Annotated in this window: 11 protein-coding genes and 1 tRNA gene; 6 read left to right on the top strand and 6 right to left on the bottom strand. The window is 70.6% G+C overall.

What is annotated here, in order from left to right; translation table 11 throughout:
* Positions 1–141: 141 nt before the first annotated feature.
* Positions 142–218, bottom strand: a tRNA-Met gene (locus tag OHS71_RS39760).
* A 456-nt stretch (positions 219–674) separates the two neighbouring features.
* Positions 675–1,610 (bottom strand): helix-turn-helix domain-containing protein, encoded by a 936-nt coding sequence (locus OHS71_RS39765; RefSeq protein ID WP_328484164.1) that lies wholly within the window; start codon positions 1,608–1,610, stop codon positions 675–677.
* A 128-nt stretch (positions 1,611–1,738) separates the two neighbouring features.
* On the opposite strand from OHS71_RS39765, the gene OHS71_RS39770 reads away from it, so the two are divergent.
* Together OHS71_RS39770 and OHS71_RS39775 are read left to right on the top strand one after the other, a co-directional pair.
* Complete coding sequence (locus OHS71_RS39770) at positions 1,739–2,782, top strand: saccharopine dehydrogenase family protein (RefSeq protein ID WP_328484165.1); 1,044 nt, start codon at positions 1,739–1,741, stop codon at positions 2,780–2,782.
* A 597-nt stretch (positions 2,783–3,379) separates the two neighbouring features.
* Positions 3,380–3,832 carry a DUF1569 domain-containing protein gene (locus OHS71_RS39775; RefSeq protein WP_328484166.1) on the top strand — a complete coding sequence of 151 codons (453 nt, stop codon included), beginning with the start codon at positions 3,380–3,382 and terminating at the stop codon, positions 3,830–3,832.
* 66 nt (positions 3,833–3,898) lie between these two features.
* Here the strand turns inward: OHS71_RS39775 and OHS71_RS39780 are convergent, their stop codons facing one another.
* Together OHS71_RS39780 and OHS71_RS39785 are read right to left on the bottom strand one after the other, a co-directional pair.
* Positions 3,899–5,392, bottom strand: coding sequence for a flavin-containing monooxygenase (locus tag OHS71_RS39780; RefSeq protein ID WP_328484167.1), 1,494 nt, complete (start codon positions 5,390–5,392; stop codon positions 3,899–3,901).
* A 1-nt stretch (position 5,393) separates the two neighbouring features.
* Entirely contained in the window at positions 5,394–6,332 is a 939-nt protein-coding gene (locus OHS71_RS39785; RefSeq protein WP_328484168.1) for a patatin-like phospholipase family protein, read from the bottom strand.
* A 58-nt stretch (positions 6,333–6,390) separates the two neighbouring features.
* On the opposite strand from OHS71_RS39785, the gene OHS71_RS39790 reads away from it, so the two are divergent.
* The gene (locus OHS71_RS39790) at positions 6,391–6,978 is read left to right on the top strand and encodes a TetR/AcrR family transcriptional regulator (RefSeq protein WP_328484169.1); all 588 of its coding nucleotides are present in this window, start codon (positions 6,391–6,393) and stop codon (positions 6,976–6,978) included.
* Between the two features lie 193 nt (positions 6,979–7,171).
* Here the strand turns inward: OHS71_RS39790 and OHS71_RS39795 are convergent, their stop codons facing one another.
* The gene (locus tag OHS71_RS39795) at positions 7,172–7,672 is read right to left on the bottom strand and encodes a GNAT family N-acetyltransferase (protein WP_328484170.1); all 501 of its coding nucleotides are present in this window, start codon (positions 7,670–7,672) and stop codon (positions 7,172–7,174) included.
* A gap of 491 nt (positions 7,673–8,163) precedes the next feature.
* Here OHS71_RS39795 and OHS71_RS39800 point away from each other — a divergent pair, with 491 nt between their 5' ends.
* Genes OHS71_RS39800 through OHS71_RS39810 form a run of 3 tightly spaced genes read left to right on the top strand, consistent with a single transcriptional unit; the run spans position 8,164 to position 11,880 of the window.
* Positions 8,164–9,609: a family 2B encapsulin nanocompartment shell protein gene (locus tag OHS71_RS39800; protein WP_328484171.1), complete on the top strand. Its 1,446-nt coding sequence runs from the start codon at positions 8,164–8,166 to the stop codon at positions 9,607–9,609.
* A gap of 45 nt (positions 9,610–9,654) precedes the next feature.
* A complete protein-coding gene (locus OHS71_RS39805) occupies positions 9,655–10,980 on the top strand; it encodes a family 2 encapsulin nanocompartment cargo protein terpene cyclase (RefSeq protein WP_328484172.1) in 1,326 nt (441 codons plus the stop codon).
* Between the two features lie 15 nt (positions 10,981–10,995).
* Positions 10,996–11,880: a geranyl diphosphate 2-C-methyltransferase gene (locus tag OHS71_RS39810; RefSeq protein WP_328484173.1), complete on the top strand. Its 885-nt coding sequence runs from the start codon at positions 10,996–10,998 to the stop codon at positions 11,878–11,880.
* Between the two features lie 117 nt (positions 11,881–11,997).
* On the opposite strand, the gene OHS71_RS39815 is transcribed toward OHS71_RS39810, so the two are convergent.
* On the bottom strand, positions 11,998–12,420 hold the full coding sequence (locus OHS71_RS39815; protein WP_328484174.1) for an SDR family NAD(P)-dependent oxidoreductase: 423 nt from the start codon (positions 12,418–12,420) through the stop codon (positions 11,998–12,000).
* Between the last annotated feature and the right edge of the window lie 6 nt (positions 12,421–12,426).

Below are 12,426 nucleotides of genomic sequence, written 5' to 3' on the forward strand. Positions count from 1 at the left end.
GTGCCCCCACCTCAGCGGGAGCGGAGCCCGGTCGCGGCGGCGCGCGACTGCGGCAAGCGGGGCATGCGGCGAGCGAGGTACCGCTCGGCGGCACAAAGGTCGGGCCCCCTGCCACACCAAGCTGTGGCAGGGGGCCCGATTTGGTAGCGGGGGCCAGATTTGAACTGACGACCTCTGGGTTATGAGCCCAGCGAGCTACCGAGCTGCTCCACCCCGCGTCGCTGAGGAAACTGTACGTCAAAGTCCAGCCGCACGCCGAGAATTGTCCTGGTGGTCATCAAGTCCTACGACGTGGGGCGGAGCGGAGGGGGTGGCCCGCACAGGTCGACCGGTCATCGAAGGCCTCGCATCGTCCGTGCGGCCGGAAGTGGCGGAACCGGCACGGAAGCTGCTGCTGACGATGGACGAGGCGCGGTCGTTCCCGGACGTCTGAGGAAGGGGACAGAGTTCCACTTCACCCCAGCCCCGGTGCCGGGCCGGGCGATCGAGGCCGCGGAGAACCAGATTTCAGGCACGCACCGCACCAACTACCTCCCGCTGTCCCTGCTCGTGTTCGCCCAAGGTGTTCGCGTTCAGTTCCTCGATGGCGGCGACGGGGAGCGTATGTTCACCACTGGGACGGCATCGTGCCTTGGCGCTGTTCGATCGGCCGCCGGGGCCACAGAACGACTCCCTCAGGGACGGAAGGTGCGGCGGTAGGTGTCGGGTGGGACGCCGACGCTGCGGTGGAAGTGGCGGCGCAGGGTGGTGGCGGTGCCCATGCCGGTGGCCGCGGCGATGGTGTCCACGGTGGCGTCGGTGGTTTCCAGCAGTTCCTGGGCGTGGCGAATGCGCTGGGTGTGGAGCCATTGCAGTGGCGTGGTGCCGGTGAGGTGCTTGAAGTGGCGGCCGAGGTGGCGTGAGCTCATGCGGGCCTGACGGGCCAGATCCTCCACGGTCAGCGGCTGGTCCAGCCTCTGAAGCGCCCAGGGGAAGAGCTCACCCAGGGGGTGGTTGCCTGGGGCGGGGAGGGGGGTGGCGATGAACTGGGCCTGGCCACCGTCGCGGTGGGGCGGGACGACCAGGCGTCGGGCGATCTTGTTGGCGTTGGCCGAGCCGTGGTCGAGGCGGACCAGGTGCAGGCACAGGTCCATGGCGGCGGCCTTTCCCGCGGAGGTGAGGACGTCGCCGTTGTCGACGTAGAGGACGTCCGGATCGACGGTTGCCGCCGGGTGGCGCCGGGCCAGTTCCCGTGTGTGGCCCCAGTGTGTGGTGGCGCGCCTGCCGTCGAGCAGTCCTGCCGCGCCCAGGACGAAGGCGCCCGTGCACAGTGAGGCCACGCGGGCACCGGCCGCGTGGGCCGCTCGCACCGCCTCGACCAGCTCGGCGGGCGGGTCGCGGTCGGTGTCGGCCCAGCCGGGGACGATCACTGTGTCCGCTTGCGCGAGGTGGTCGAGTCCGTGGTCGGGTTCCAGGCGGAAGCGGTCGACGTGCACCGGACCCCTCCCGCAGAGGGAGAAGTCGTACCAGGGGTCCACGATGTGGGTCAGGTCGGCTCCGAAGACCTCGACGGCCACGGACAGTTCGTAGTGGAGCATGCCGTCGGTGACGGCCAGCGCAACAGCGGGCATGTCCGAAACTGTACGCGCCATGTCGTTTCCGACACTCGTGCCGGGTGCTTCCGGAAGGACAGGATGTGGATGTCAGGCCGCGGCGGACCGACCTCGCAGCGGTCATTCACATACACGGGAGCGGGTTCATGGAGTCAGGTCAGCTGGTGACGGTGTTCGGCGCCTACGGTCACACAGGGCGGTTCGTGGTGGCGGAGCTGGCCGCACGTGGGTTCGTCCCGGTGCTGTCCGGGCGCAACGCGCAGGCCTTGGAAGAGCTGGCCCGCGAGCACGGGCTGGAGGCCCGGGTGGCGTCGGTCGACGACCCGGCCTCGCTGGACCGGGCCCTGGCGGGAACGGCGGCGGTCATCAACTGCGCCGGCCCCTTCGCCTCGACCATCGGCCCGGTGATCGAGGCCGCGCTCCGTGCGAACATCCCCTACCTGGACGTGGCCGCCGAGCTCGAGGCCAACCTCGACACCTTCACCCACTACCGCGAGCGGGCCCGGGATGCGGGAGCGGTGATCGTCCCGGCCATGGCCTTCTTCGGCGGCCTCGGCGACCTGCTCGCCACCGCGGCGATGGGCGACTGGACCGAAGCCGACGAGGCGCACATCGCCTACGCACTCAGCAACTGGCACCCCACCGCCGGTACCCGGCTCTCCGGCGCGGTCTCCCGCGAGCGACGCGGCGAGCACCGCCTGCGCTATAGGGGCGGACAGTGGGAGCGCCGCACCGACGCCGCGCCCACCCTGGAGTGGGTCTTCCCGGAACCGATGGGATCCCGGCCGGTGATCGGGGAGTTCACGATGGCGGACGTCGTCACCGTCCCCCAGCACCTCTCCATCCCCGATGTGACCACCTACATGACCGCCGAGGCGGCCCGAGACGTCGCCGCCCCCCACACGCCGGCCCCGACCGCCGCCGACGAGAGCGGGCGCTCGAACCAGACCTTCCTCGTCGACGTCGTCGTCCGCTCCGGCGGAGCCGAGCGCCGGGCCACGGCCGGCGGCCAGGACATCTACGCCGTCACCGCGCCCCTGGTCACCGAGGCCCTCGAGCGCGTCCTGACCGGCCGCACCAAGACCGTCGGCGTCGTCTCCGCCGGCGAGATCTTCGACGCTCCTGACTTCCTGCACGCGCTCGACCCGCACATCACACTCGACCTGCACCCGCAGAAGCAGAACGCCTGACTCGAGCCATGCGCCCGGCCGTCGGACGCGCGCGCTCGGCGAGCTGCGACGACATGGGCGTCGGCGTCCTCGTCCGATCCCGCCAAGAGTCCCGCTCCGGGCGGTCGTTCGGAGCCGGTGCCGCAGTGGATGGTAGAGGTCGTGGAACGGCTTCTATCGCTGTGGACGCCGCCAACCGGGCAGGGCACAGCTGAGGAAGTGCTTGCCGGTCGCGAGGGGCCCCGGCTCAGGGCGTCGCCCTGGAGGCCGCGCGTGAACGCGACACCGAGCGCGGCCGGTCATATCTGCTCATCACGACCGAGGAGAGCAGTGACACCCTCGAGCCGGTCCGCCGCGCAGGGGCCGTCGGCGACAGCGTCACCGTGCAGGTGCCGCACCTGCACGGCCACGGACTGCGTCCTGCGGTGCTGTATCCGAGCCACTGCGGCGCGACAGCGTATGGGGGTGCGGCCGACGGGACGCTGATCCTGACGCTGCCTCGCCGGGCACCGCTGTGCTGCTGGGCCTGCCTGGGCGGTCATGGAATGGCCCCGACCTCGGAACGGCGGGCTCGCGGCAACGAAATAGTTTCGTTTTGTATCACTGTAAGCTCTTGGCATGTCCTCGATCGATCTCGCCCGGCTCGCTGAACGGCTGCACCAGAACCTCGGCCGCCCCGAGCGCGAGCTGCTGGCGCCGGGAAGTTCCTGGACTCTGTCCCAGACGCTTCAGCACTGTGCCCAGACCGTCCGCTACTCCGTGACCGGCTATCCCGCGCTCAAGCCGGCCCTGTTCCGCGCGACGGCAGGCACCCTGGCCAAACGGGTCTTCCTGCGTCGCGGCGCCATGAAGCACTCGCTCGCTGCGGAGATCGACGGGGCGCCACCCCTGGACCCGGAACTGCCAGTGACGGAGGCCGCGGCCGGCCTTACGGACGCGGTGGCACTGTTCGCCAGCCACACGGCAGAGCACGCCCCCCACCCCGCCTACGGACGCTGCACGCACGACGAGTTCGCGCGACTGCACGCCATGCATCTCGCCGAGCACCTTCCCGGCCTGGTGGACGCCTGACAGCACGCCAAGCCGGGGGTCCGGTGACACCTCGCTGGATCGTGCGCTCGGTACGATACTCCCTGGTCACGCGGTGCTCTGCCGTAGGCCGGTGACGCCGCCGGGCGTGCGGGTGACGGTGAAGTCGCGCGCGTCGAACCGGCCGACCTCGGCGCGGAGCCGGTCGGTGGACCAGGGCCAGCTGAAACTGTTGCGGCCGTTGACGTCCAGGTAGTAGCTCCTGCACCCCCCGGAGTTGTAGACGGTGCCGGCCAGAGCGGCCTGTAGCCGGGCGTTGTACGCCGCCTGGACGTCGCCGCGTACCTCCAGCGCCGTCCAATCGCCCTCCCGCGCCGCCCTGATGGCGCTCAGGACGAGGTCGAGCTGAGCCTCCAGGATGGCGAAGGCCGACGAATGCCCGGTGCCCAGGCCGGGGCCGAGGAGCAGAAAGGCGTTGGGGAAGCCCGCGACGACGGTGCCGAGGTACGCCTCGGGGGAGCCCCGCCAGTGGTCGGCGAGCGAGCGGCCGGCTCCGTCGCGGACGAGACCCGAGAGCGGCGTGTCGAGAATGTGGAAACCGGTGCCGAGGATGATCGCGTCCACCTCGGCGGCGCTGCCGTCCGCCCCATGCACGGTGGTGCCTTCGACGGCCTGTACGGCGGCGGCGTGCACGGCGACATTCGGCCGGTTCAGTGCGGGGTAGTAGTGGTTGGAGAACAGGACGCGCTTGCAGCCCAGGGTGTAGTCGGGGGTCAGCTTGCGGCGCAGTCCGGCGTCGCGGACGGCCGCGCGCAGATGGGCCCGCGCGACGGCCTGTACGCCGCGCATCAGCGCGGGGCGCCTGAACCCGCGTCCGAGCGTCTCCATGGCCCGGTACTCCAGCGACGCCACCGCGGCCCGTACGCCGGGCAGACGGCGCATCGCCCATCGTTCGGCCTTCGGTATGTGATGGTCGAGCTTGGGGAGCACCCACTGGGCGGTGCGCTGGAACAGATGGAGTCGGGCGACCTCAGGAGCGATCGCGGGGACGAACTGCACGGCCGAGGCGCCGGTGCCGAGGACGGCGACCCGCTTGCCGCGCAGATCGTAGTCGTGGTTCCAGCGCGCGGAGTGGAACACTTCGCCCGGGAAGCGGTCAAGGCCGGGGACGTCCGGAAGAAGGGGCTCGTTCCACGGGCCGGCTCCGGCCACAAGGAACCGGGCGGTGTACTCGCCGGTCTCCGTCCGTACGAGCCAGCGGGCTTGGCCGGGCTGCCATCGGGCCTCCGTCACGGACGCCCCGAACAAGGTGTGCTCGCGCAGCCGCCAGGTGTCGGCGACCCGCCTCACGTACGCGAGGATCTCCGGCTGGTGCGCGTACACCCGTGTCCAGTCCGGATTGGGGGCGAAGGAATAGCTGTACAGGCGGGACGGCACGTCGCACTGGCAGCCGGGGTAGGTGTTGGCCCGCCACGTGCCGCCGAAGTCGCCGGCCGCCTCGATGATCAGGAAGTCCCGGATTCCGGCCTCACGCAGCCGGACCCCGGCGCCCACTCCGGAGATGCCGGCGCCGACGACGATGACCTCGAAGTGTGCGCTCAAGTCAAATGCTCCTGCCGATGGCTTGCTTGACGCGGTCGGGTGCCGTGCGCAGGGAAACGTCGAGGGTGTCCGGCCGTCGCCGCAGATCCATGAAGTTGGGCCCCATCACGGCCAGTTCCTGCGTGCCGGGCTCGATGCGGACCACGCGGCACCCCGCCGCGCGCAGCCGGAGCACTTCCGCATCGACGGTCCGGGTCATCCAGCGGCGCAAAACCCTTTCGAAACGGCTCAGGCCGGTGGCCGGCGCGCCCCCGGACGTCGCCATGGGGGCGACGATCACGACCTCGTCCAGCCCCAGGGGCACCAGCAGGTCCGCCGAGGTCGGCGACAACGCTCCACCGTCGAGATAGGTCCGTCCGCTGATCCGCACGGGTGGGAACCAGCCGGGGATCGCCCAGGACGCGGCGATCGCGCTGCCGAGGTCCGTGGTCGGGGACCCCGGCGCGCCGAACGCGACCCGCCGGCCCGAGCGCGCGTCGGCCGCGATCAGCCAGGTGCGCGTGGAGTCCAGCCAGGGTCTGCCGTCCGCCAGGGCGGCGCCGAACCGGTGCAGCCAGCCCGCATCGCCGCGGCCGCGAGGCAGTAGTCCCACCAGCCCCGAACCTGGCGAGACCCGGCCCTGGACGGCGGCCGCCACCAGCCCGGCTGCGGGCAGCCCGGGCCTCGGAACAGGAGGCAGCGCACCGGGGTGGGTGTGGACGTGGTTGAGCAGGAGCGGGTCCGCGCCGGGCTCGGCCCGTAACGCCGCGAGCAGGTCGGACACGGATCGTCCGGATCCGAGAGCAGCCACGACTTCCGCTCCGGCGGACGTCCCCACCAGCACCTCGGCGGTTCGCGCGTCCCAGTTCAGCTGCTCCTCGGCGGCGGCGAGCGCGGCGACGGTCCACGCGAATCCGAGTGTGCCGCCACACCCGATGACGAGCGCACGCCGACGTGCCACAGATCCTCCTGGAACTCAGATCTCAAGGGAATCTGGAAGCTAGCGGTATTCTGCGGGGGTGGCAAGACTGACCCGGGCCGAGAGCCAGGCCCGCACCCGCGAACATGTCCTCGACACCGCGCACGAGTTGTTCCTGCGCGACGGCTTCACGACCACCTCCATCGAGCGGGTCGCGGAGGCCGCCGGCTACTCCAAGGGCGCGGTGTACTCCAACTTCGCGACCAAGAACCAGCTCTGCCTGGCCGTCCTGGACCGCATCGCCATGCAGCAAGTGGCGCACATAGCCGCCGCCATGGGTGACGCGCCCCGCATCGAGGACCGGCTCGCCGGCTTCGCCCGCTGGGCTGAGCAGCACATCGGCGACAGCTCGTGGACCGCCCTGGAAGTCGAGTTCGCGACCGCCAACCGCCGCGACGCGCAGGTCTGCGCGCAGCTCGCCCACCGACGGCGCACCGTCACCGAGCTCCTCGCGCACCTCATCCGGGCTCAGACGGAGGAACTGGGAATCACGCCCCACATGCCCGCGGACACCGCCGCCCTGGTCCTGCTCAGCCTCGGGATCGGCATCGGCGTCCAGCGCGCATTCGACCCCACCGTCCCCGTGCAGCCAGTCGTCGACCTGCTCCACCGCTTCCTGACCGAGTGACTCTGCGCCGCCCGGTGCGGCCTTCGGGTAAGACGGTGGGCCTTCCGGCGACGCCGGCTCGTGGGCGGCGTGTGGCTGGGCGCCCCCGGTGACGGCCGTCGCCGCCGTGCGCCGCGATGACACCGGCCGCGGAGAATGAGGACCTCTCCCTGCCCGGCACGGAAGCGCAGCAGGCGTTCGACCGGATCACGCTCTACGGCTTCACTGCCAGGTCACGCTGAAACCAGGTGCCCGACTTACCGCCCAGGTCCGCCGGACCGGCCGGGCCGACCGGGACGAACCCTGCCTTGGTCAGCACTTTCCGGGACGCGACGTTCTCGTGGGAGGTGGCCGCGCGAAGCGTGCGCACCCCGTGCCGGGCCGCCGCCAGCCGGCACAGCTCCTGGACGGTCGCGGTCGCCACGCCGCGGCCGGCGACGTGCTGTGCGACCCGGTAGCCGAGTTGTGCGCCGCCGTCTTCGAAGTCGTACAGGTTGAACCGGCCCAGAACCGAGCCGTCATCGGTGACGAGCACGTAGAAGGCGCAGATGCCGGCCTCTTGTTCAGCCAGCAGTGCCCTGTGCCGGGCGGTGAACTGGTCGTAGAACTCGTCGCCGCGATCGGAGACCGAGGCAGCGAAGTAGTCGCGGTTCGCCAGCTCGAAGGCCAGGACCGCCGGGGCATGGGCGGTATGCAGCCGCTGTAGTTCGGGCACCGCCCGACTCTATCCAGCAAGTGCGCCAAGGCCACCCGGGTTTTCCGTCAACAGCAGGCAGCACCAGGACCGGCACGTATGAGTGCGCCTGCGGGTGCACAGGATCTGCGCCCGGAGCGGTAGGAGAACCAGCTTCCCCGCGAAGGGAAGTGATGCGGCGTGGCTCTGCCGTCGAGCGTTGAGGCGAAGCGGTCCCGGAAACGGGCTCCCGGCCCGCGACGCTGTTGCCTTCGGCGGGCCGGGCGCCGGGTTGCGGCGACGGCTCGGACGGGCGATGACACCTGGCGGGCTGATAAACCGCATCGAGCTGATTGTCACTGTTTCGGGGTAAGCGCCTCGTCTCACCGATGGATGCGGCCGGTTCAGCAGCTAGCTTTCTGCAGGTGGACGGATTCGCGTGATCCTTCCGCTCGTTGCCCACTCCTCCCTGTCTCCCGGTCGGCGCGCCCGCGTGCGCCGGACGCCCCGTCGTGCAAGGAGAAAGCCCACCGATGTCCGTCGACAGCATCCCGGACGTTCTGACCACCCCCGTCGCGCCGCAGCAGTCGCTGAGTACCGCCGCGGCCCGCAACCTCGCCAGTATCACCAAGTCCGCCCCGCAGATGCAGGAGATCACCTCCCGCTGGCTGCTGCGGATGCTGCCCTGGGTCGAGGCCGAGGGCGGCGCCTACCGGGTCAACCGGCGGTTGCGCCATACCCTCGGCGACGGGCGCATCGAGTTCGACCAGGAGGGTGCCACGGTCCGGGTGATCCCCCGGGGTCTCGGTGAACTGGCCCTGTTGCGCGGATTCGAGGACACAGACGTCCTCACCGCGCTCGCCGACCGCTGCGCACAGCGCGACTTCGCGGCGGGCGAAGTCCTCGTCGAGCGCGGCAGCCCCGCGGACCGCATCCACCTGATCGCCCACGGTCGGCTCATCCAGACCTCCGAGGGCCAGTACGGCGCAGAGAACACCATCGCGGTACTCGCGGGCGGCGAGTACTTCGGTGAGAAGGCACTGTCGGACTCCGACGCCCGCCACGACTGCACGGTCACCGCCGAGACCTCCGGCACCCTCCTCACCCTCTGCCGTGCCGACTTCGCCGCCGTCCAGGCCTGCGCGCCCCACCTCCGGGTCCACGTCGGCACGTTCGGCTCCCGCACGCGGCAGCGGCAGAACAAACACGGTGAGGCCGAGATCGCCCTGTCGGCCGGTCACGTCGGCGAGGCCGAACTGCCGGGCACGTTCGTCGACTACGAACTGAAGCCTCGCGAGTACGAGCTCTCCGTCGCACAGACCGTTCTGAGGATCCACACCCGGGTCGCCGACCTCTACAACGGTCCGATGAACCAGAGCGAGGAGCAACTCAGGCTCACCATCGAGGCGTTGCGTGAGCGTCAGGAACACGAGCTCATCAACAACCGCGAGTTCGGGCTGCTGCACAACGCCGACTTCAAGCAACGCATCCAGCCCCGCCTCGGCCCGCCGACCCCGGACGACATGGACGAGCTGCTCTGCCGGCGGCGCGGCACCAAACTGTTCCTCGCCCATCCCCGGACGATCGCCGCCATCGGACGTGGCTTCAACGCCTGCGGTCTCTACCCCGACCACGTCGACCTCGGAGGGCAGTCCGTCCCCGCCTGGCGCGGGGTCCCCATCCTGCCCTGCAACAAGATCCCGATCAGCAAGGAGCAGACCAGCTCCATCATCGCGATGCGCACCGGCGAAAAGAACCAGGGCGTCATCGGCCTGCGGCAGACAGGACTGGTGGACGAGTACGAACCGGGGCTCTCCGTGCGGTTCATGGGCATCAACGAACAGGCGATCATCTCCTACCTCGTCAGCACCTACTACTCCGCCGCGGTACTCCTGCCGGACGCCCTCGGCGTGATGGAGAACGTGCAGATCGCCCCCAGGCCGCGCTCAAGCCCCGGCCCGCAGCAGGTCCACCCCTGACGCGCCCCACGCACAGCGCCACCCCACCGCAGCAAGGAGCCCCCGATGCCCGACTCCGGGCCCCTGGGAACATCCCTCCCCGGGCAGCGGCCGACGCCGCCCGCAGCCGTGCCGGACGCCCACGCGCCGGCGGTCGTGGACCCTCCGGTCACGCCGAGCGCCTCTGGCTTTCTGGCGGCACTGCATCCACCGGTCACGATCCCCGATCCGCCACTGCCCCCGCCGCCCGCCCCGGCCGTACGGGACACGCCTGACAGGACCGCGCCCGGCTCCGCCCTCCCGGGATTCCTGCCCGGCCCGACCGGACTGGGCACCACCTCGCTCGCCCTCGCCGGGAAGTACAAAACCTCCCTCCCGAAGCCCGTGACCCCGGCACCCCCTCCGCCCGCCGAGGGGCGAGCCGTTCCCGGTCTCTACCACCATCCCGTCCCCGAGCCCGACCCCGCGCGCGTCGAGGAGGTGAGCCGCCGGATCAAGCGCTGGGCCGAGGACGAGGTCCAGCTCTATCCCGAGGAGTGGGAGGGACAGTTCGACGGCTTCTCCGTCGGCCGTTACATGGTCGCCTGCCATCCGGACGCGCCCACGGTCGACCACCTGATGCTCGCCACGCGGCTCATGGTCGCGGAGAACGCGCTGGACGACTGCTACTGCGAGGACCACGGCGGGTCACCCGTGGGTCTCGGCGGGCGCCTCCTCCTCGCCCACACCGCGCTCGACCACTTCCACACCACCGCGGAGTACGCGCCCGCATGGCAGGAATCCCTCACGTCGGACGCCCCGCGCCGGGCGTACGTCAGCGCGATGGACTACTTCGCCCGCGCGGCCACACCCTCCCAGGCCGACCGCTACCGACACGACATGGCCCGGCTGCACATGGGCTACCTCGCCGAGGCCGCCTGGGCGCAGACCGGTCACGTCCCGGAAGTGTGGGAGTACCTGGCGATGCGCCAGTTCAACAACTTCCGTCCCTGTCCCACGATCACCGACACTGTCGGCAACTACGAACTGCCCGCGGACCTGCACGCCCGGCCGGACATGCAACGGGTCATCGCGCTCGCCGGCAACGCGACCACCCTCGTCAACGACCTCTACTCGTACACCAAGGAACTCGACAGCCCGGGCCGCCACCTGAACCTGCCGGTGGTGATCGCGGAACGCGAGCACCTCTCCGAGCGCGACGCCTATCTGAAGGCCGTCGAGGTCCACAACGAACTCCAGCACGCCTTCGAGGCCGCCGCGGCCGACGTCGCGCAGGCCTGCCCGCTTCCCACCGTGCTGCGCTTCCTCGCAGGCCTGGCCGCCTGGGTCGACGGCAACCACGACTGGCACCGCACCAACACCTTCCGCTACAGCCTGCCCGACTTCTGGTAAGGAACGGACATTTCTGTGACCACTGAGACCACTTCCACCGCCACCCCCCCCACCGCGAAGATCCCGGCCCCGGCGACGCCGTACCAGGGAGACATCGCCAGCTACTGGAACAACGAGGCACGGCCGGTCAACCTCCGCCTCGGCGACGTGGACGGGCTCTACCACCACCACTACGGCATCGGCTCCGTGGACTACGCCGCGCTCGGCGACCCGGCACACAGCGAATACGAGAAGAAGCTCATCGCGGAGCTGCACCGGCTGGAGTCGGCACAAGCCGATTTCCTCATGGACCACCTCGGCCCCGTCGGCCCCGACGACACCCTCGTCGACGCCGGCTGCGGGCGCGGCGGATCCATGGTCATGGCCCACCACCGCTTCGGCTGCCGGGTCGAGGGCGTCACCCTGTCCGCCACCCAGGCGGAGTTCGGCAACAGGCGCGCGCGAGAACTGCGCATCGAGGACCACGTCCGCTCCCGCGTGTGCAACATGCTCGACACGCCCTTCGGCAAGGGCAGCATCGCGGCCTCGTGGAACAACGAGTCGACCATGTACGTCGACCTTCACGATCTGTTCGCCGAGCACTCGCGCTTCCTGAGGGTGGGCGGCCGGTACGTGACGATCACCGGCTGCTGGAACCCCCGCTACGGCCAGCCGTCGAAGTGGGTATCCCAGATCAACGCCCACTTCGAGTGCAACATCCACTCCCGCCGCGAGTATCTGCGCGCCATGGCCGACAACCGGCTTGTGCCGCACACCATCGTCGACCTCACCCCGGACACGCTGCCCTACTGGGAGTTGCGGGCCACGTCCTCGCTGGTCACCGGAATCGAGGAGGCGTTCATCGAGTCGTACCGGGACGGCTCCTTCCAGTACGTCCTGATCGCGGCCGACCGCGTGTGAGCCCTACGGCGGGTGAGCCCGGCCTCGCGTGAGGCCGGCCGGCCTCGCGGGGTCGGGTCCTTCAACGGAGGCCTTGGCCCAGTCGCTTTCTCCTCCGGCACGAGGCACGGGGGCTTGTCAGCTTCGGCACGTTCCTGGGCCCTCCCTCCTGCCCATGCCTGGCACCAGTGGCAGGGCAAACGCGGTGGCCGCGTGCCCCGTCCGCCCCCTCGGCCTGACGGGCCGGTCGGAGGCCGGGCCGCGGACGGCCGGAGTTCTGCCGCCTCCTGCGGCCGCCGACGCTGCATGCAGCCGTGCGCACCGAGAACGCCACCCGCCAGGTCCCGCAACGGCGACCAGCCCGGCCCGAGTGGCCTCGTGCACCATGTCGGCGCCGAGCTCGGTGACGGCGAAGGCCGGGTTGACGGTTCGCACGCGCACGCCGCGGGGCCCCAGCGGGGCACGCAGGTTGCGGGTCAACCGGGTGACCGCCGCCTTGGTCGTGCCGTAGACCGGGTCGCCGACGAAGATCACGTCCGCCGCGATCGAGCCCGGCTTCACCAGGTC

Source organism: Streptomyces sp. NBC_00377 (assembly GCF_036075115.1).
Taxonomy (GTDB): domain Bacteria; phylum Actinomycetota; class Actinomycetes; order Streptomycetales; family Streptomycetaceae; genus Streptomyces.